The organism is Clostridium sp. MF28 (assembly GCF_002969175.1).
Classification (GTDB): domain Bacteria; phylum Bacillota; class Clostridia; order Clostridiales; family Clostridiaceae; genus Clostridium; species Clostridium beijerinckii.
In genome coordinates this window covers 5,787,218-5,808,248 of the sequence record NZ_CP014331.1, presented here as the reverse complement: position 1 = coordinate 5,808,248, position 21,031 = coordinate 5,787,218, and the positions used below count along the sequence as shown (strand labels likewise).

The following is a 21,031-nucleotide window of genomic DNA, read 5'->3' as shown; positions in this document are numbered from 1 at the left end:
AAATTCCCCCTATTTTTAATTTACTATTCTAATTTTATTTCATTATTCTCAATTCTTCTGGCTAATTCTTTTACCTTTTCTTCTATTGTTTTAGCTGTTTTTATAAATTCATCATCACTTTTTCCACTTGGATCTTCTAAGCCCCAATCTTCTCTATGCTTAGATGGTAAAAATGGACATTGAACATTACAGCCCATTGTTACCACTATATCCACCTCAGGAATATCTGATAAAAGCTTTGATTTTTGAGTTTCATTCATATCAATGTTGTATAAATCCTTTATGATCCTTACTGCATCTTGGTTTATTTGAGGTTTTGTTTCTGTTCCTGCTGAATAACTTTCAAAAACATCATTTCCATAAAGTTTTCCTAGTGCCTCTGCCATTTGTGATCTGCATGAATTGTGGACACAGATAAATGCAACTTTTGTTTTCATCTTTTTTATCTCCCCTTAAAATAATTTTATTGAATTAAGTTAATTAAGTTATTTCCTCTTACGTCTTCTGCCTTCCATTCTATTACCGCAAAGTTTCCATTAGAAATTTCATCAACTTTGTTAATCCACTGAATTTCATTACTTGCCTTTACCTTTAAGATTTCATTGGTTGTATCAGTTGCATAAAGACTTGAATTGATTATCCACCATTTGCTATGAATCTGAGCCCTATCTAAATCCTTTTGAAGTCTCATGGCTTCATAAACAGGAGTTGTTTCAGCCAAAGTTACTATAACTACTTCAGTTTCACTTTCATTTCTTAATCTAGGCAATAATTTTATTACTGACTCTGGTATATCTCCTTCTGATCTAGAAATTTCTTTATTATAACTTTCTGTTGAATCTAAAAGAAGTAAAGTATGGCCTGTTGGCGCTGTGTCTATTACTACAACTTCATTTTCTGATCTTTCAACAATTTCAGCAAAAGCTCTAAATACTGCTATTTCTTGAGTACAAGGCGATCTTAAATCTTCTTCAATATATTCGATATCTTCATAAGTCATATTGTTTTCTCTTGCCTTACCTATAACTTCTTGTCTGTACTTTTCGAGTTCTTCTTTTTCGTCAATGTTACTCAAAGATATTCCATAGCTTTCATCTAATACAAATTTCAAGTGAGCCGCCGGATCTGTAGTTGTTAAGTGAACCTTCTTACCCTTTTTTGCAAGTCCTAGTGCTATAGCTGCTGCTATAGTTGTCTTACCAACTCCACCTTTACCCATTGTAAAAATAACTTTTTTGCTGCTATTATATAGATCCTCAATGACATCTTTTAATTTTGGCATAGCCACTGCATTTAAAGATTCCTCACTAATTTTAATATAATCTTTTTTAAGGAAAGCTCTTACGTTTTCAAGCCCAGTTATATTATAAGGTCTTAAAGGAATTTCAAAAGTTTCGATATCCTTAAATTTAGGTGGCATATTACTTAAAGCTTTTTGCTGCTTTTCATAAATAGCACTTGAGAGTTCATCATCATGATTTTGAAGTACACCATTTATAACTAATATTTGATTGTTTACTCCTATTTCTTGAAGTTCACTAGAAGCTCTTTCTGCCTCTTTTAGTGGAGAAGTTTCAGGACGAGATACAAGTACAAGCGTTGTTTTCTCTCCATCAGCTAAAGTATCTACTGCACTTTTGTACATCTCTTTCTTTTCTTCAAGTCCTGCAAGTTGGCCTAAGCATGATGCTCCATGAGTGCTTTCATTAATAAAATCACTCCATGCAGAAGGTAATTGTAACATTCTTAAGGTATGCCCTGTTGGTGCAGTATCAAAAATGATATGATCATATTCATTGAATACTTTTTCATCAGTTATCATAGCTGAGAACTCATTAAATGCTGCAATTTCAACAGTACATGAACCTGATAATTGTTCTTCCATATTGTCTATTACTGCTTGTGGTAACTTTCCTCTATATGGAGCTATTACACTTTCCCTATATTCAGCCGCTGCAGCTTCTGGTTCAAAATTTGCAACAGTTAAGTTTGGGACTTCCTTTATTTGAACTCCTTTATTATTTAACTCTGTATTAAATACATCTTGAAGATTTGATGCTGGATCAGTACTTACAAGCATAATCTTCTTTCCTTGATCCGCTAAATTCACGGCTACAGCACAGGCTGTTGAAGTCTTACCAACTCCACCTTTTCCAGTAAAAAATAGATACTTAGTTAAGTTCAGCTTTTCAATATCAAACAGTTTCAACATAATTTACTCTCCCCTTCTACTTAAGTGTATCGATTTATTCTAATGAACCTAATTATTAGCAGCATCCACCTTTACATCCACAGCCTTTAGCAGGCTTTTTTATACTAGCTTTCTTTATATTAAGCTTCAAAGTATCTGCTGGTATACCTAATAAAATACAAAATTCTTCGTTAGTTGGATAACTACCTTCCTTAACTACTACTCCATCTACCATAGTTACAGGTAAAGCTTCAATTCCTTTGGTGTTTAAAATTTCATTTATCACTTTATTATCTACAAATATTTGAGGATTACTTGTTAAATTGTGTCTTTCCACTACTATACCTTTGTTTTTCAAAGTATTAAGTGCAGTTGAAACTCTCAATAATTCTTTATCTACAGATGGCCCGCAAACACCTGTTGAACAACACATAGCTGGATCAAAAATAATCATTTTTTTCATTTTTATTAACTCCTTTACAATCATAATTTTTATATTTAAATTTGATTTACAGATACATTTAGTTTTTATCTTCTTATTTACAAGTACATTTACTCTTATTATTACAAATACAATCTTTTGTTTCTGTCACAAGGTTCATCATAAATAAAGTAAGTTTATTGCAATTATTTAAATTTAAGCTATAGTAATTCCAAAGTCCTTCCTTTCTAACTTCTATAAGACCACAATCACTTAATACCTTCATATGATGAGAAAGTGTTGGTTGAGTAAAATCAAAATATTCTAGAATATCGCATGCACATCTTTCACCACATGATAATATATCAATTATTTTCAACCTGCTTGAATCAGATAACGCTTTGAAAATTTTTGAATTTTCATCGTAATTCATTCTATTTCACGCCTCCTATATAGACATCTATCTATATATAATATAAAACTTCATCTATATATTGTCAATCCAAACAATATATTTTAACTTTCTATTAACACTAAATACACAACAATCTATATAGTCACTTTATTCAGTAATTAAATTATTGTTACAAAATACTCTATATTTTTTCACTGAGCCATGAAATTTTAAAACTTTTAAAAATAGATAATCCCATAAGCAACTATCAAGCTTCTTATGGGATTCATAACATGAATTATATAATATTATTATCAATTCTTTATAAAATTATCTATACTGTGTGATATTTCAAGGTAGGAGTTGATAAATCAAAATTTTTAAAGTACATATGTTACAATGCACAATTCAGGATAGAATTCTTGTAATATTTTTAGAATTAATAAAATATTTAGGACCAAGTAGGAATTGCTTTCTTAAGCTGTCCTCCACAACGTGATAATTCTCCCATAACCTTATCAATTCCATTCTCAGTTTTGAACCAATTTTCCTTAGTTATTCCGTCCACATCTATTGGACATACAAAGAATTTTGTCTTTGGATATGCATAACTATAAAACATGAGACATCTCTTGGCATGAAATGATTTGCAACATATTATGGCCTTTTTTATATCTAAATTATAGTTATCAGTAACTTCCTTTGACTTAAAGGCATTTTCCTTTGTCCAAGTTGCACCATCTTCTTTTAATATTGCGCTACTATTAACTCCATTTGATATGGCTATTTCTCTCATAAACTCCCATTCAGTGTTATATGATCCACTATATATTTCAGCCTTAGTTATTGGTCCTGCAAAGTATCCTTTTGACATGCTATATTTTCCTGATGGAAGTATGTATGGTGCATATCCATCTATCCAAAGTTTTGAAGCTTTTTCTGCTGGCTCCGACCATGAGCTGCCAGGTACAAAAATAATATCACATTTTTCTGGTTTATCCTCAACAAAAATAAAAGATGTAATTTCTTTAATAAAATTAATACCTTCTAATGACATACCTTACTCCTCAATATAGTTTTACGGCTGCTATCTGAAATTTATTCTTTATCAAAATCTCTTCCAACATCACTTGCTGTGTGAGAATCTGATCCGTATACTTTTTTAATCCCGTACTCATCTATCAACTGTTTAAAAATATCTGATACATAGATTTCACCGCAATATGGCTTTCTAAGGCCAGCTGTATTTACATCTACTTCATAATTCCTTGATTTAATTTCTCCTACTATTTCTTCTAAAAGTTCTTTGTTTTTATATTCTAATGGGTATAATTTATTGAAAATTCTAATTAAATTGGGATGCCCTACACGATGAGGCTTATACTTTCCTAAGTCTGATTTTATTGCTTTAAGCAAAGTCTCATAATACTTATCATAAACTTTTTCAGTGGTACCATAAAACTCTAAAGCTCTTTCAAAGCCTTCTTTTCCATCAATAGCCACATATTCATTATCCATTTTTATAAAATGTACAGAAATTAGCCCATCTTCTAATTTTGGACCATAGGAATTAAGTAATCTTTTAGTTCCTTCTTCATATCCATCAACAAAATCAACTTCTAGTCCTATATTTATTTTGATTTTGTCTTTATATTTTAATTTTATTTCTTCAACATCCTTAAAATACTTCTCTATTACTTCTTCATTTGGAGCACATTCATCTTGAAATTCTTTGTCATCTATAAAATAACATGGAAAAGGCATGTGTTCAGTAAATGTTATTTCCTCTAATCCCTCTATTAATGCTTTATCAACATACATTTCAAAACTATCTTTAGTTCCATGAGGACAATATGGCGAGTGCATATGTCCATCTCTTACTATCCTTTTATTATTCATAATATTATTAAAAGAGAGGATTTAATACGCTCTCCTTTAATTCTCACTTCCCTTCTATTGTAAAATATGATTTATATATGTTGCAATTAAGTTTCTACATTTTGCCTTAATAGGGCACTTAGCATACTAGAAGTTTAAATGTAAGTTTATTATTGCAACATATATAGATATCCATCTCTAAAACTAAATTTAGGTGGTAACTTACCGAAATCATAAATATTTTGATTCCGAAAAGCTATGAAAATATCGCTGAAGGTTCTAAGCAGCAGGTTGTATCCACTTTAGCATGCTCCAACTTTCAGTTTGACAAGCCAAAATGGAACAACCGTTAGCGGAAACTCGACTCACGTTCGTTCACTGAGTAAGCGATTCTCACCAAATCAAAGATTTGGGTTCTCTGCTTAAGAACCTTTAACAGCTCATTTTCAAATGTTTTCTCTACAAATATATTTATGATTTCTAGTGAAAATATGAACTTAAAGTTTTAGCAACTTTGTTAATATGTTCATCTATATATGAACAAAACTTATAGAGGCTGTCTTTAATGAAAATTGCAGCTTTCTGCTAGCTTAGATCATAGGCAGCAATATTATCACTTCTAATTATTTTTCATATTCATACATATTATAATTACATTCGCTCATCCCAAGTGATTCATATGTTGCTTTAGCATTTATATTTTCTTTTTCTACATACAATCTTATGCCAGCTATTCCATCATTATTATCACATATATTCTTAACATTATGATACAACTTCTTATAAATACCTTTTTTTCTATACTCAGAATCTACATATACACTTTGCACCCAAAGAAACATACCATTTCTCCAATCACTCCATTCATATGTAAACATAATTTGTCCAACTACTCTACCATTTATTTCATAAACATAGTATTGTCCTTTTGATGAATCTTCTATCATCGCTTTAACACCATTGCTCAAAATTTCTAAATTAAGTTCTTTATCCTCTGTTTCTTTTGCTAAATTGTAATTAAATTTTACTATGGTTTCCAAATCTTCAATTCTTGCTTTTCTTATGTTTCCTAAATTATTGTCATTATTAATATTACTCATTTCTTTCCTCCATATATCCAGACACATTCAAAAAATATCAAATCTATATCTGATAGTGTATTTTATTCTTTACTTATATTTTAGCATTTAAATATTATGTTACATAGTATTTTTATTGTTTTGTCTAAACAATAGAGTAAATCACATACAAAATTCTATTAAGCATTTACTATACTTAAATGCATATAAAAACAAAGAAATTCCATATATGCTTGTAACCTTAATGTCATAATATGGAGCAATCATTAGAAAATAAGCTGATGAAAATAATTAATGTAGGGTTGTTCCAGGTTTACTTGTCCTAATAAAATTAGGAGCATGCACATATGGATACAACCCTACATTAACTGCCTTTCAGCAAAATTTTCATAGTCCTGTGAAACAACAATGTTTCTGATTTGGTAAGTAGACTAGGGAATCACTTCCCTAACCCCTCTCAGAACCGTACGTGCGGATTTCCCGCATACGGCTCCCCACATTATAATTCACAGTATATATGATATATCTTCTTTTAAGTTGAAAATATTAACATATATTTTAGCTTTAGGTATTTTGAAGCACTCAAACATAGTGTCAAAACTTCTCCAGTTATAACTTCTTTTCTGACTTCTTTTGTTTAGCCATTTAAAAGTTAGTTTTCTTACTAAATATCTGAAAGTTGCGAGACTTAAACTGTTGTCAGTGATTCCGTAATACCTATAATATCCTATTAGTCTCTGTGTCAGTTTCTCCATTAATAATGTGAGCGGCACTGTTCTATTATTCTTTAACCATTCATTCAATCTCTTTATGCTAGCTCCAAATTTCTTTGAGCTAGTCTTCCTCTTAACTCTAAAACTTCCATTCTTTCTGCAACTGCAGAAGTGTGTAAATCCTAGAAAATCAAAAGTTCTATCTTTATATGATTCTAACTTTCATGCTCTCTTGAATTTTCTATCATAGTAGGCATTCTTACCGAAATATAATATTTTAGTTTTATCTTCAGCTACCTGCAAGTTAAATTTGTCTAATCTGTTTTTCAATGCTTCATAGAAAGCTTTCGCTTCGTCTTCATACTGAAAACAGCAAACAAAATCATCCGCATAGCGTACTATGTACGCCTGTCCTTTACACTTCTTTTTGATAAAGTTATTAAACCATATATCTAAAACATAATGTAAATAAATGTTTGCTAATGTTGGAGATATTATTCCCCCTTGTGGAGTTCCTTCATATACTTTATAAAACTTTCCGTTTTCCATTATTCCAGTTTTCAAAAATCTACCTATATATCTAAGTAAGTTCTTGTCTGCAATCCTGTGTTCAAGAAATTTCATCAACCACTTGTGGTCAACATTATCAAAGAATCCTTTAATATCAGCATCTACAACATAATTCACATTCTTTTCAGATAAATATACATTTAAGATTTTAAGAGCATCATGACAACTTCTATTTTGTCTAAACCCAAAAGAACTATCAATGAAATCTTGTTCATATATTGATTTTAATATTTTATTAATGGCTAATTGTACAACTTTGTCTTCATATGCCGGTATACCTAGAGGTCTTTTCTTGTTTGAACCAGACTTATCTATGTATACTCTCCTTACAGGCTGCGGTCTATATTTAAAAGTCTTCATTCTAATTAGTAGATTATCAATATTATTCTCTAAGTTAGTTTCATATTCTTCCTTTGTTACCTTATCCACTCCTGTAGCCTTATTTCCGCTCAGTTCATAATGGCATAAAATTAGCATTTCCTTGTTAACTAAATGCATTAGTGATGTAAATTTCTCTTTAGGATTATTTCCAGCTATTTCTGCTATCCTCTCAAGTTTTGTGTACATTTTTTTTTTCCTCCTCTGTGTGAGAATTTCTGTTTCTCTTTTCAAGGTCTATAATATGTTACACCCTTCCCTCCATGGTCATTACTCATTTCTTCAGTACTATGGTGTAATCCGACTACTCATTATCATTTGAATACCTCTGATTTCTAATCATTGTTTTCCATACTCTGAAGTCAGAGAATAATGAGTCCTCCCAAGTTGACGTACTATATCAATGTATACCATGCTACACCTTAAAACCACGAGAAAGCACAGATATTCTTGCAATAATGATTATCTATGTTCTGACTTCTAATTTACCGATATTATCGTCCTTTCTGACTTTGTGATAATTTCGTGGCTAGTAGTTTCAGCATTCGCTTGCGGCCTGGTACCTTGTTTGTCTACACTTAACTTATTACATCGCCATAATAAGCCCAAGACTAACTAATGACTGGTTGCTGGCCTTTGTCATGCAGGATTCCCACCTGCTATATAGTAATAATGAGGAAGGTTAGCCCTCATTATCTTTTACGCCCTTGCTTGGCGTACCGGTAAGTTATCACATAAATGCAGTTTTAAATTTGGATATCTATATAATAATAAAAAGAAGCAGCAATTTAATTCACTACTTCTTTAATAGTTTTTACTACTTTTTATTCATAAAACTCAGGAGCAAGTTTTATTGTTTTAAAGAACTCCTCATCATGAGCAAAAAATACTTTTGCGTCATATTTTTTCTCTAACTCTCTTACTTTTTCAATTGATTTAAAGAAAGAAAGACTATCATAAAGCAATCCTGATGCCTTAGCTGGTGGACCATAAATTTCTGAACTATATACACAATCTTGTGGGAAGATTAATGTACCTTCATTTTCTAAATGAACTACTATTCCAAGTAATCCTGGTGTATGACCTGGTAAATTTACTATTTCTATGCCCTTTGCAAATTCAAAATCGTCTTCAACTAAATGATATTGCTTTACCGAAACATCCATATCAGCTTTAATATAGCCTCCATGTGTTAACGGATTTTCATTTAACCTTACTTGAGTTTGAGCTTGCATAAAGTCTGCCTTTGGTACATATACATCTGCATGTTTAAACATATCTAAATTTCCTGCATGATCTAAATGCATATGAGAAATTATTACTTTCTTTATTTCTTCTGGCTTTGTACCACATAAAGCCAATTGATTTTCTAGTCTTTGTTCTTTTGTTTGATATAATGGATAAACTTCTTGAAGATTTTTTGGCCAATAACCATTCATGGCCTCTGGATTGCTTCCTACATCATATAATATTTTTCCATCTGGATGATCTATTAAAATAGACATTACAGGTAGCTTAATCCATTTATTTTGTACATGCGGCTGGCTATATGTTCCCATAGTAGCCCCACCCACTACATTATTTTTATCAGTTTCTAAATATCCCGTGTCTAAAACATACACTTTCATAAGTTACTTCCTCCCATATTTTCATTTATTTTAATTTAAAATTTCACTTTAAATCTCTTTTCCCACTCTTCAATAAGTGTATCTCTAAAATCCGGATGTGCAACATTTATTAATGCTTTAGCTCTTTCTTTTAAAGTTTTGCCTTTTAACTCAGCTATTCCAAACTCAGTTACTACATAATGAATATCATTTCTAGATGTTGTAACAGTTGCACCCTCATCTAAAATTGGAACTATTCTTGAAAGTTTTCCTTTACTTGCAGTTGATGGCATTGCAATTATTGATTTACCACCTTTAGCCATTGCTGCTCCTCTTACAAAGTCAACTTGTCCACCTACGCCACTGAACTGTTTAAGTCCAATTGTATCAGCCGCAACTTGTCCCATAAGATCTACCTGAATACATGAGTTTATAGATACCATCTTATAATTTTCTGCTATAACACATGGATTATTTACATAATCTACAGGATACATGGCAACACTAGGATTTCCATTAACATAATCATAAAGCCTCTTAGTACCCATTAAAAATGTAACTACAGATTTTCCAGGATGTAAAGTTTTTGCTTTATTTGTTATTACACCTGTTTCTATTAATTCAACTACTCCATCAGATATCATTTCCGAATGAATCCCAAGATCCTTTTTTTCTTTAAGAATAATAGTACCGCATCTGGAATTGCACCAATTCCTAATTGAAGTGTAGACCCATCTTCAATGAGCTTTGCACAGTTTTCACCAATAGCCTTTTCGACTTCTCCTATTTTAGGTGGCTTAAGCTCAATAATATCATTTGAAGTTTCAACTATATAATCGATATCAGAAACATGTATAAATGAATCTCCGAGTGTTCTTGGCATCTTGTCGTTTAATTCCGCAATAACAATTTTAGCGGCCTCTGCAGCAGGTTTTGTGTAATCATTTGAAACTCCAAAACTACAATAACCATGTTCATCTGGAACACTTAATTGAACGAGTGCTACATCTACTGGCAACGTACCTTCACTAAACATTTTTGGTACTTCTGAGAAAAAGCATGGTGTAAAATCTGCTCTTCCGTCAAGAATAGCTTCTCTTGTTGTTGCTCCTGCGAATATAGAATTGTGGTGAAAATTAACAGCCATTTCAGGCTTACAATATTCACTTTTACCCATGGATACCATATGAACAATTTCTACGTTTTCATATAAATCTTTGTTTCTAACCATTGCATCTATAATTTCTTTTGGCTCTCCGCAAGCATGTCCAGTTACTACTCTATCATTCGATTTAATTTTTCTTACAGCTTCGTCAGCTGTAACTACCTTACTCTTGTATAAATCTTTCCAGCTAATCTTAGACACCTCCTAAATATAACCGGATTACAATTTTTTCAAGTCATATACTAATTTATCATAATCCCCTATATTTTTAATAAAAATTTTATTATATTTTGATATATATTTTTCATGGCTTACACAGCAATTTGAACATCCACAGACTAAAATTAAATAGTCATATTCCTTATTTTCCTTTGCAATCTCGAAATTATGAGTTTTATCAAGATCGTTAATTAAATTTGTAATAAACGTTTTTCTATCATAACTGGCATTACAGCCACCACAGTATCTAATACCTATTTCCAAAATTTCACCTGGCCTTTATTTTCTAAGCAGCTCTCTAGCAAAATCAAGCATTTCTCTGCTAATTGTATCAACGAGTTGTACATCTTTTATTTCCGGTATCTCTTTTAATACGCAGGAAATTAATTCTTCCATAGTAGATTTTGCCGAAGGACAGCCACTGCATGCGCCTAAAAGTTTTACGTAAGCTACACCATCTCTAACTTCTACAAGCTCAATATCTCCATTATGCTCGGCAAGTAATGGTTTTATTTTAGTATTGATAGCATCATTAATTTTATTTACCATGATTTTGCTCATATTATTCTTCAATTCTAGCTATTTTCTTAGCTATTTTCTTTTTAGCTGCCAAATTTCCTTGTCTAGCTATCATAATTCTTTGAGCTTGTGGTGATCCAGCTCCATGCATTGATTCTGTTCTATATCCGACAGCTGCAGTCCCTAAACAAATATTTTCTATTAATCTTAATATTCTCATTCTATTTTCTGTTGAAACTGAGTTTACACCTCTCAAATATTTATCTATATATGGTCCTATCTTTTCATCTTTAAAATCTGCTTCTGATGGCATAGTTACCATGATTCCTCCAGCAATATCTTCTGCAAGTCTACATATTTCATAAGGGAATCTTGTAACATTTTGCTTACATACATTTGCTAGCAGATTATCAATATAATAATTTCCAGCTTCTGTTTTAGAACCCATTGCTGAACATGCAATACCACAAGAGAATAAAGTTTCATTTAAGTGAGTCATTTCTATTAATTTATCTTTAACATGAGATGCTTTGTGAGCTCCGTTATAATCAGCAGCTACTGCAGCCGCTCCAATTAGAACATCTCCAACTCCAACTTTGCATCCACCATAACTTTGTCTATGATATCCTGCAAATCTTTCAACAATCATTCCAGCAAAATCAGTTTCTCCATTTAAGAAAATTCTTTCATTTGGTACAAATACATTATCAAATATTGTTAATGTTTCTTGTCCACCAAATTCAGCATTTCCAAGATCTATATCTGCACCTGGTTCTAGTTTTCTTGTATCACAAGATTGCCTTCCGTATATATGAATTATTCCTTCAGCATCTGTAGGCACTGCAAAAGATATTGCCCAATCCTTATCATTTGGAGTTAATGCTATTGTTGGCATTACTACTACCTCATGAGAATTTAACATTCCAGTTTGGTGACATTTTGCTCCTCTAACAACTACCCCATCTTCTCTTCTTTCAACAACCCTTAAGTATAAATCACCATCAGCTTGTTTACTTGGCGATAATCCTCTGTCCCCCTTAGGATCAGTCATTGCACCATCAACGGTTAAGTCGTTTTCTTGAACATATTTTAAAAACTTATTAAAGTTTTCATGATAATTTGTTCCACAAGCTTTATCTATTTCGTATGTTGAACTGTATAATGCATTAAAAGCATCCATACCAACGCACCTTTGGAAACATGATGCGGTTTTTTGACCAAGTAATCTTTGCATCTTTACTTTTTTAATAAGATCATCTGTGCTTTGATGTAAATGAGCAAATCTATTTACTTTTTCCCCTGTTAAATTAGAAGTAGCTGTCATTAAATCTTCATACTCTGGCATTTGTGCTAATTCATAAGTCATAGCAACTGAATTAAGAGATGGTCTTATGATTGGATTATCAACAACATTGTCAACTGGTTTTCCAAACATGTACACTGTTAGGTTTAACTTTCTAAGGCTTTCAATATATTGTTCCTTTGTTTTTAATGGCATATTATCGCTTCCTTCACTAATTTTTATTTTCTAATAATATTACTAAGCAATAAGCGTGCCAAAATAAAAAATTACTATACTAACTTGAATTTACCATAATAATCTCATAATTTTTTCAATATCACCTCTAATTTCTGGAATAATATAAATATTTGTTGCAAAAATGCAACTAAAATTTCAATTAAATTTCATAATAACCTTAGAATACGTTTACAATAGCTACAATTTAAAAATATTTTATTACGTTGCACTTCTGCATCTTGTTGCATTTTTGCACCACTGGCTACCCATTATATATCATGTTTCTAGTATAATACATAAATTTAAATAGATTATAATATTTATTTACCATACTTAACAAAGAAATTGGATACATATTTACGGAGCAGGCATTTCAAAATAAGCTGCCGTAGCTAATAAATATGTATCCAATTTCTATTTAAATACGTCATATTATTAAATTTCTTCTTTTATATATTTCTGCCTCTTCCTTACAAATGTTGATGCATCTATTCCTAGTGATTTTGCTGCTGCTCTGACATTTCCATACTTGTCATATGCCTTCTTAATTAATTTCTTTTCTATGGCATCTAAGGTTTCTTTTAAATTTATACCTTCTTCAAAAGTATTTAAAGTTACAATCATGCCATTTGAGCCAATAATATTTTTAGGAAGATCTGACCTCTTTATCTTATCATCCTCACTCATTATTACAGCTCTCTCAACAATATTTTTTAGCTCCCTAACATTCCCAGGCCAATTATATTCATACATACAATTTAAAGCATCTGAAGCAAATATCTTATTGAAATTGTACTTTTTATTAAGCTGTGTGAGAAAAAAATTAATTAATGGCAAAATATCATGCTTTCTTTCTCTAAGGGGTGGAATATATAGCGGTATGACATTGAGCCTATAATACAAATCCTCTCTAAATTGTTTTTTCTTTATCATATCTTCCAAATCTCTATTTGTTGCAGCTAGTACTCTAACATCAATTTTTATAGGCTTTGTTCCTCCAATTCGTACTACTTCCATTTCTTGAAGTACTCTTAGAAGCTTAACCTGCATATCCATTGGAAGTTCTCCAACTTCATCGAGGAAAATAGTCCCTCCAGAAGCCATTTCAAATAAACCTATTTTCCCTTCTTTATTTGCTCCAGTAAAAGCACCTTTTTCATATCCGAAAAATTCAGATTCTATTAAACTTGCAGGCACTGCACCACAATTAACTTTAATAAATTGTTTTTTACTTCGTTTGCTTACTTTGTGTATATGCTTTGCTATTTGATCCTTTCCTGCTCCGGTTTCTCCGAGCATAAGAATCGTAGTGTCCACTTTTGCAATTCTATTGGCAAGCTGGATAATTTCAATAGTTTTATGATCTTCTGCAACAATTTCTGAAGTATTTAATAATTGAGTTCTCATTTCTTCGATTTCAGAAACATATTTAAGAGTAATTTCTTTATTCTTTTGAAGTTGTTCTTTTAACTCATAAAGTTGTGTTACATCTCGTACGTTTGTAACCACCATGATTATTTTTCCATTCTTATCAAAGATGGGATTACTGCTCACAAGAACCTTTACTCCTGTTTTGAATTCCTGTTGAATTGTAGTGGTTTTTCTATTCTTTAGCACTAAAAGAGTAGCCGACTGAGATATAACGCCTTCTTTCTCCAGGTCTTTCATATTTCTTCCTAAAACCTCTGATCTTTTAAGTCCTGTAATACTCTCATAGGCATTATTTATCTTTATAGTATTAGCTTCCCCATCTGTTATATAAATTCCATCATAAGAGCACTCAATAATAGAGTCTAACTCAGTTAATCCTAACTTTGTATTTTTCATATCTCTACATTTTTTTGAAATTTTTTCAACCAAATCATTAATAAAATCTGTATGAGTAATTATCCCTATAATCTTATTGTTTTTATCTATAACTGGAAGACGACCAACATTATATTTCAATACATCTTCTATATTCATTTCACTATTAATTGTTATTACTTTTTTAAGATCTAAAGTTTCTAGCTTCGTATTCATTTCTAATTTATTAAAAATAGCTTTCATTAAATCTGTTTTTGTTACAATGCTAATTAACTTTCCATCTCTATCTACAACGGGTGCTCCATCTATGCCATTTTCAATAAAAAGCTTTGCTGCCTCTTCAAATGTATTATTAGGTTTTAACACCAATACCTTTTTTGTCATCAATTCTTTTACTTTCACATTCTCCACACCCTATATCTTATTTATACAAAATTTATAATTCACCAGTAACATAAATACCGTTTATAAAACAAATCTAAAGATTTATCCATTATTAAGTATTTCTCTTTTTTAATTTAGATTTAAAATTGTCCATTTAACTATTTCACTCATAAAAAGTATTCCATCCCAAGGTGAATCATATAAATTCATGAGACCCACTTTAACTAACCTATCAACACCATGCAGGCTGACTTTATTTGCAAAATTCATAATCCTGCTATTATCTTCAGAAGCTATTCCAATAGTTTGTATTCTTGGCGTTATTAGCTTGGAAACCTCAAATATATCTTCAACCTCTTTTAAAAATATAGTTATATGCTGCACAGGTTCTTCTAACATTATTTCTTTATCTATTAAAATTGTATATTTAAGGTCTTTACTGCATATTATATCTTTTTCTAAAGATAAAAGATATTCTCCTCTTTTATTAATTATATTTGCAGCTGCTCCTTGATTAATTTCAAGCTTAGGATATCGTTTTAAACCCTTTTCTAATGATTGTGAAAGCATTTGTGCTGCTTCATTAATACCTACAGTAGATTTTTCAATAAATAACACTTGAGGAGAAGAGCATGCTCTTTGATCAAAGCTTATTATATCCTTTGCAAAATTATCGAAGGTTTTAGTTATCTTAAGACTTTCCATGGCAGATTTTTCAAATACAGCGAAGGAATATTTAGGGCCAAATATAACATCCTTACATGTGGTCTTCTTAGGAAGAACTGACAATGTGTTCACGGCTTCTTCACCGCCGCATATTACTCTTACATCCGCTGCCTGTGACATTTCAGTATTTAATTTTAAATCATTACTTGAAAAATTTATAATTGAAATACTCTTTAATAAGGTACTTCCATAATATTTTTCTCCTCTAAAATTAATTACAATATCTTTTAAAGGTTTTAGAAGTTCAATTACAATATTTATACTACCAATAGGTATCCTGCATAAATTAACATTTCTACAAATAATGGCTTGAACTAAATAATACATTGGAAGAGTAGGAACATTGCCAGCCATGAAATGACACACTATCCCTCTAGGTTGAGCCTTCATAAATTTATTATCTGCTATTTCTATAAAATCATCTAGGAATTCTTGTTTTCTTAGATCTTGGTGTAAAAGCTTCTTAATATTGTCTTTCTTTAGCCATAATATCAAAAAAGGCACACCTTCATAACTTAAAAACTTTCTATCGCTACATAATATTTTACTATATTCATTAATTATTTCAATCATAGCTTCTGATGGATACGAATAAATTGTTTCTCTATTTTTATTAAGCTCTTCTATAATTGCATCTAAACTTTGAAGCTTCTTAGGTTCCTCATAAAATTTATCTCCTAACATAAAGCAGCCTATCATTTCTTGTCCCTCTTTTCTGCAAAAGTATCTCCACATCCTCTTGTTTCAGATTTATCTACTCTATTTTTAAACTTAAAGTATTTACCCTTTCTTCCGCATTTACAATCATCTACGCCTATAAATTCACCAATATCCTCAGTTAATATAGCCTGCCCCGGATAACTCGAAGTAAGTCCACTCATAACCTCTATAAAGCCATATTGACCTTTTTCCACTTCTTTAAGCGTTGAAAAATCTCGTATGATAATTTCTCCAAAATCAGGTACATGTTTATATCCGAATTCACAGTCAAGAAAAACTACGCCTAACTGTTCAACCATTCCATAAAAATCAATTATGTTTTCAGGGTCAGTTCCAAATACTTCAGCCACAGATCTATTAAACTCTTTCTTTTCAACTTTTTGGGCATTTAATTTTTTCCAGCCTCCGCTATGAAGTATTTTAATTTTCGGCATGTTTAATTTTATATTTTTTTCTTTTAGTACGTTAACAAACCTAGTCCAGATAATATAAGTAAATCCATATACTAATATATCTGTATCTTTGTACTTTTCTTCAAATTCTTTAAGTCGTTCTATATTAAGTATGATGTTATCATCTACCAAATCCATAGCATAAGTTAAACTCTTTCCAAAACTGCTTACTCCTCTTATTGCCGCGCCTCTTGCAGTTAGATAGTCACTTTTTTTGTTAACTTCTTTACTATCAATTATTAGCATTGGTCTTCTATACGATCCTAAAAAACTTGTTAGAGTTGATATTAATCCTTGAGATTGTCTTATAGATGTTTCCTTATCAATAAATATCTTGCTAGGAATGTTTCCAGTGGTTGAACTTGAGTTTAATATTCTAACTACACTTTCCTCACTACAAGTCCTAAGCTCAAAATGCTTAAACATATTTACAGGAATAAAGGGAATCTCTTCAAGAGAATTTATATCATTTATATTAACTCCTAGTTTTTTATACATAATGTTTAAATTTTCATTTATTCTACTTTTATCTATCTGGGGCCTGAGAATGCTCAAAAGCTTTTTTTCTTTATCCTTTTGCAGACACTTAAATTGCTCATTATTTATAATTTCATCTATCATTTCAGATCCCCCATCATTACTTTACCAGAAGAATTTTTTGGAAGTCCATCTAAAAACACCACATATTTAGGTACTTTGTAGGACTGCAATTTATCTTTGCAATATTCAATTATATACTTTTCATCAACTTTAAAAACTTCATCATTTAGTACTACAAATGCTTTTACTGCTTCCCCTAATATATCGTCTTGAACTCCAATTACTGCTGCTTCTATAACACTTGGAATTTGAATTATAATATTTTCAATTTCTTTAGGACTTATTCTATTTCCACCACTTTTTATGATTTGTTTTTCCCTTGCCACAATATAAATATAACCATCTTCATCTACTGTAGCCAAGTCACCGGTATATAAATAACCATTTCTAATGACCTTTCTCGTTTCTTCTTCATCGTTAAAGTAACCTTTCATTATGTTTTCACCAGAAGCCACTACTTCACCTATTTCATCCACTTTTACTTCATTTCCTTCTTTATCAATTACTTTAAGCAAAGTTCCAGGAATGCCTTTACCTATTGAACCCATTTTTTCATCAAGTATATTAGGTGGAAGATACGAAAGTCTTGCAGTTGCTTCAGTTTGTCCATACATTATAAATACATCTACTCCTACAAGAGCTTGTCTTAGTTCTTTAATAAAACTATCAGGGAGTCTTCCTCCTGCCTGAGCCACGTATCTTAGACTTTTCAAATCTCTATCTTTAATACTAGATTTTCTAAGTAAAATTTGATAATTACTTGGGACCCCTGCAAAACCTGTACATTCATATTTTTCGATATCATCTAGAACTGTTTCTGGAAACATAAATTTATTGTTTATTACTAAGCTGCCGCCAACTCTTAAATGTGTATGGAGCAACGATGTTCCAAAGCAGTAGTAAAATGGTAAGACAACTTCTATCCTATCTTCGCTATTTAAGCTTAAATATTCTATTATGGAATTAGTATTGTGACAGAGATTATGATTCGTAAGCATTACTCCTTTTGGTCTTGCTGTTGAACCAGATGTAAATAATATTACAGCCACACTATTTTTAAAATCAATTTCTTCTTCTCCATTATTACTAGTACATTCTTTATCTAATAGAAGGTTATTTAATGTTTCTTCAGTAACTATCTTAATATCCTTATTAATCAAACTTCTCATATTATCCAGAAAACGTTTTTCAATAAAAATCGCTTTAGGATTGCAACTATTAATTATATACTCAATATCATTCTTACTTAGAGTAGGATTTAGGGGTACACAAGTGCACCCACTTTTTATTATTCCAAAGTAACTTTCTATAAAAAAAGGTGAATTCTCACTTATTAATAGAATCTTATCTTCCTTTACTATATTAATTTTCTTTATATTATGAGATATCATCAGTACCTTAAAGTACAAATCACTATAACTGATATTTTTCTTATCAATTATTGCAGTTTTGTTAAGCCCTGAGGAAAATTCAAAAACATAGTCAGTAAAGGTCATATTTCAACCCCATATCTTTTCAATGTATTTTTGATATCTCCTATAGTATATAACCTTGAAATATCTTGAACTGCCATAGATATTTCAAATTCTTCCTCAAGGGCTACTACTAGTTCAATATGGCTAAGTGAATCCCATGCCTCAATTTCGTCTGGACCAAAACCGTCTTCAATTTCATCTAAATTTTCAATACTCCAAACAGATTTTATTATTTTGTTGAAAGTTCCTAAATTACTCATTTCTAATTCCTCCAATATTTTTATTCTTAAAGTATATTTAAAGCAAGAATTATGCCAATAATTCTAGATAACTGCTTTTTTGTTTTAGTATGAGTAATTTAATTTATTTTTTAATGTGTACATAAATATCCAATTCAACTTATTAGATAAATGTATTTACAAAGTTGCTAAAATTTTAAGTTTGTATCTTCACTAGAAATAATAAATATATTTGTGAAGAAAACATTTGAAAATGAGCTGTTAAAAGTTCTTAGCTGTAGGTTGTTCCATTTTAGCCTGTCAAACTAAAAGTTGGAGCATGCTAAAGTGGATACAACCTGCTGCTTAGAACTTTCAGCGATATTTTCATAGCTTTTCGGAATCAAAATATTTATTATTTGGTAAGTAGACTAGGGAATCACTTCCCTAACCCCTCTCAGAACCGTACGTGCGGATTTCCCGCATACGGCTCCCCACATTATAATTCACAGTATATATGATATATCTTCTTTTAAGTTGAAAATATTAACATATATTTTAGCTTTAGGTATTTTGAAGCACTCAAACATAGTGTCAAAACTTCTCCAGTTATAACTTCTTTTCTGACTTCTTTTGTTTAGCCATTTAAAAGTTAGTTTTCTTACTAAATATCTGAAAGTTGCGAGACTTAAACTGTTGTCAGTGATTCCGTAATACCTATAATATCCTATTAGTCTCTGTGTCAGTTTCTCCATTAATAATGTGAGCGGCACTGTTCTATTATTCTTTAACCATTCATTCAATCTCTTTATGCTAGCTCCAAATTTCTTTGAGCTAGTCTTCCTCTTAACTCTAAAACTTCCATTCTTTCTGCAACTGCAGAAGTGTGTAAATCCTAGAAAATCAAAAGTTCTATCTTTATATGATTCTAACTTTCATGCTCTCTTGAATTTTCTATCATAGTAGGCATTCTTACCGAAATATAATATTTTAGTTTTATCTTCAGCTACCTGCAAGTTAAATTTGTCTAATCTGTTTTTTTAATGCTTCATAGAAAGCTTTCGCTTCGTCTTCATACTGAAAACAGCAAACAAAATCATCCGCATAGCGTACTATGTACGCCTGTCCTTTACACTTCTTTTTGATAAAGTTATTAAACCATATATCTAAAACATAATGTAAATAAATGTTTGCTAATGTTGGAGATATTATTCCCCCTTGTGGAGTTCCTTCATATACTTTATAAAACTTTCCGTTTTCCATTATTCCAGTTTTCAAAAATCTACCTATATATCTAAGTAAGTTCTTGTCTGCAATCCTGTGTTCAAGAAATTTCATCAACCACTTGTGGTCAACATTATCAAAGAATCCTTTAATATCAGCATCTACAACATAATTCACATTCTTTTCAGATAAATATACATTTAAGATTTTAAGAGCATCATGACAACTTCTATTTTGTCTAAACCCAAAAGAACTATCAATGAAATCTTGTTCATATATTGATTTTAATATTTTATTAATGGCTAATTGTACAACTTTGTCTTCATATGCCGGTATACCTAGAGGTCTTTTCTTGTTTGAACCAGACTTATCTATGTATACTCTCCTTACAGGCTGCGGTCTATATTTAAAAGTCTTCATTCTAATTAGTAGATTATCAATATTATTCTCTAAGTTAGTTCCATATTCTTCCTTTGTTACCTTATCCACTCCTGTAGCCTTATTTCCGCTCAGTTCATAATGGCATAAAATTAGCATTTCCTTGTTAACTAAATGCATTAGTGATGTAAATTTCTCTTTAGGATTATTTCCAGCTATTTCTGCTATCCTCTCAAGTTTTGTGTACATTTTTTTTCCTCCTCTGTGTGAGAATTTCTGTTTCTCTTTTCAAGGTCTATAATATGTTACACCCTTCCCTCCATGGTCATTACTCATTTCTTCAGTACTATGGTGTAATCCGACTACTCATTATCATTTGAATACCTCTGATTTCT

General features: G+C 31.0%; 20 protein-coding genes and 1 pseudogene. All 21 read right to left on the bottom strand.

Annotated features, from left to right (window positions below; genetic code table 11):
• Nucleotides 1-23: 23 nt before the first annotated feature.
• The 21 genes and pseudogenes from AXY43_RS25660 to AXY43_RS25570 all read right to left on the bottom strand — a co-directional run bounded on the left by AXY43_RS25660 (nucleotide 24) and on the right by AXY43_RS25570 (nucleotide 20,885).
• Nucleotides 24-437 (bottom strand): arsenate reductase ArsC, encoded by a 414-nt coding sequence (locus AXY43_RS25660; RefSeq protein WP_023976194.1) that lies wholly within the window; start codon nucleotides 435-437, stop codon nucleotides 24-26.
• A gap of 26 nt (nucleotides 438-463) precedes the next feature.
• Nucleotides 464-2,212 (bottom strand): arsenical pump-driving ATPase, encoded by a 1,749-nt coding sequence (arsA, locus tag AXY43_RS25655; protein ID WP_105412382.1) that lies wholly within the window; start codon nucleotides 2,210-2,212, stop codon nucleotides 464-466.
• Nucleotides 2,213-2,267: 55 nt separating this feature from the next.
• The gene (gene arsD / locus AXY43_RS25650; protein WP_012058335.1) at nucleotides 2,268-2,654 is read right to left on the bottom strand and encodes an arsenite efflux transporter metallochaperone ArsD; all 387 of its coding nucleotides are present in this window, start codon (nucleotides 2,652-2,654) and stop codon (nucleotides 2,268-2,270) included.
• Between the two features lie 73 nt (nucleotides 2,655-2,727).
• On the bottom strand, nucleotides 2,728-3,045 hold the full coding sequence (locus AXY43_RS25645; RefSeq protein ID WP_023976197.1) for an ArsR/SmtB family transcription factor: 318 nt from the start codon (nucleotides 3,043-3,045) through the stop codon (nucleotides 2,728-2,730).
• A gap of 412 nt (nucleotides 3,046-3,457) precedes the next feature.
• The gene (locus tag AXY43_RS25640) at nucleotides 3,458-4,063 is read right to left on the bottom strand and encodes a YdcF family protein (protein ID WP_039771945.1); all 606 of its coding nucleotides are present in this window, start codon (nucleotides 4,061-4,063) and stop codon (nucleotides 3,458-3,460) included.
• Between the two features lie 41 nt (nucleotides 4,064-4,104).
• Complete coding sequence (hisJ, locus tag AXY43_RS25635; RefSeq protein WP_023976199.1) at nucleotides 4,105-4,905, bottom strand: histidinol-phosphatase HisJ; 801 nt, start codon at nucleotides 4,903-4,905, stop codon at nucleotides 4,105-4,107.
• Between the two features lie 602 nt (nucleotides 4,906-5,507).
• Nucleotides 5,508-5,984, bottom strand: coding sequence for a GNAT family N-acetyltransferase (locus AXY43_RS25630; RefSeq protein ID WP_023976200.1), 477 nt, complete (start codon nucleotides 5,982-5,984; stop codon nucleotides 5,508-5,510).
• 485 nt (nucleotides 5,985-6,469) lie between these two features.
• Nucleotides 6,470-6,766 carry a group II intron maturase-specific domain-containing protein gene (locus tag AXY43_RS28250; protein WP_171786255.1) on the bottom strand — a complete coding sequence of 99 codons (297 nt, stop codon included), beginning with the start codon at nucleotides 6,764-6,766 and terminating at the stop codon, nucleotides 6,470-6,472.
• Nucleotides 6,767-6,898: 132 nt separating this feature from the next.
• Nucleotides 6,899-7,813 (bottom strand): group II intron reverse transcriptase/maturase, encoded by a 915-nt coding sequence (gene ltrA / locus AXY43_RS25625; RefSeq protein WP_012059836.1) that lies wholly within the window; start codon nucleotides 7,811-7,813, stop codon nucleotides 6,899-6,901.
• A 635-nt stretch (nucleotides 7,814-8,448) separates the two neighbouring features.
• The gene (locus AXY43_RS25620; protein WP_105412381.1) at nucleotides 8,449-9,252 is read right to left on the bottom strand and encodes an N-acyl homoserine lactonase family protein; all 804 of its coding nucleotides are present in this window, start codon (nucleotides 9,250-9,252) and stop codon (nucleotides 8,449-8,451) included.
• A gap of 35 nt (nucleotides 9,253-9,287) precedes the next feature.
• A pseudogene (locus AXY43_RS25615) lies at nucleotides 9,288-10,588 on the bottom strand (acetyl-CoA hydrolase/transferase family protein).
• Between the two features lie 27 nt (nucleotides 10,589-10,615).
• Entirely contained in the window at nucleotides 10,616-10,879 is a 264-nt protein-coding gene (locus AXY43_RS25610; protein WP_023976203.1) for a hypothetical protein, read from the bottom strand.
• A 15-nt stretch (nucleotides 10,880-10,894) separates the two neighbouring features.
• Complete coding sequence (locus tag AXY43_RS25605) at nucleotides 10,895-11,164, bottom strand: NifU family protein (RefSeq protein WP_243099112.1); 270 nt, start codon at nucleotides 11,162-11,164, stop codon at nucleotides 10,895-10,897.
• A 13-nt stretch (nucleotides 11,165-11,177) separates the two neighbouring features.
• Entirely contained in the window at nucleotides 11,178-12,632 is a 1,455-nt protein-coding gene (locus AXY43_RS25600) for a 4-hydroxyphenylacetate 3-hydroxylase family protein (protein ID WP_105412379.1), read from the bottom strand.
• A 456-nt stretch (nucleotides 12,633-13,088) separates the two neighbouring features.
• Nucleotides 13,089-14,861, bottom strand: a complete 1,773-nt coding sequence (locus AXY43_RS25595) for a sigma 54-interacting transcriptional regulator (RefSeq protein WP_105412378.1) — start codon at nucleotides 14,859-14,861, stop codon at nucleotides 13,089-13,091.
• Between the two features lie 111 nt (nucleotides 14,862-14,972).
• Complete coding sequence (locus tag AXY43_RS25590) at nucleotides 14,973-16,253, bottom strand: acyl-CoA reductase (RefSeq protein ID WP_243099111.1); 1,281 nt, start codon at nucleotides 16,251-16,253, stop codon at nucleotides 14,973-14,975.
• Between the two features lie 11 nt (nucleotides 16,254-16,264).
• On the bottom strand, nucleotides 16,265-17,362 hold the full coding sequence (locus AXY43_RS25585) for an acyl-protein synthetase (RefSeq protein WP_105412376.1): 1,098 nt from the start codon (nucleotides 17,360-17,362) through the stop codon (nucleotides 16,265-16,267).
• Nucleotides 17,359-18,837: a class I adenylate-forming enzyme family protein gene (locus AXY43_RS25580; RefSeq protein WP_105412375.1), complete on the bottom strand. Its 1,479-nt coding sequence runs from the start codon at nucleotides 18,835-18,837 to the stop codon at nucleotides 17,359-17,361. Before AXY43_RS25580 ends, AXY43_RS25585 begins: the two co-directional genes overlap by 4 nt.
• The gene (locus AXY43_RS25575; protein WP_017212825.1) at nucleotides 18,834-19,076 is read right to left on the bottom strand and encodes an acyl carrier protein; all 243 of its coding nucleotides are present in this window, start codon (nucleotides 19,074-19,076) and stop codon (nucleotides 18,834-18,836) included. The genes AXY43_RS25580 and AXY43_RS25575 overlap by 4 nt, the downstream gene beginning before the upstream one ends.
• A gap of 464 nt (nucleotides 19,077-19,540) precedes the next feature.
• Nucleotides 19,541-19,789, bottom strand: coding sequence for a hypothetical protein (locus AXY43_RS28245; protein ID WP_238953652.1), 249 nt, complete (start codon nucleotides 19,787-19,789; stop codon nucleotides 19,541-19,543).
• 262 nt (nucleotides 19,790-20,051) lie between these two features.
• Entirely contained in the window at nucleotides 20,052-20,885 is an 834-nt protein-coding gene (locus tag AXY43_RS25570; RefSeq protein WP_243099110.1) for a reverse transcriptase domain-containing protein, read from the bottom strand.
• Nucleotides 20,886-21,031 lie beyond the last annotated feature (146 nt).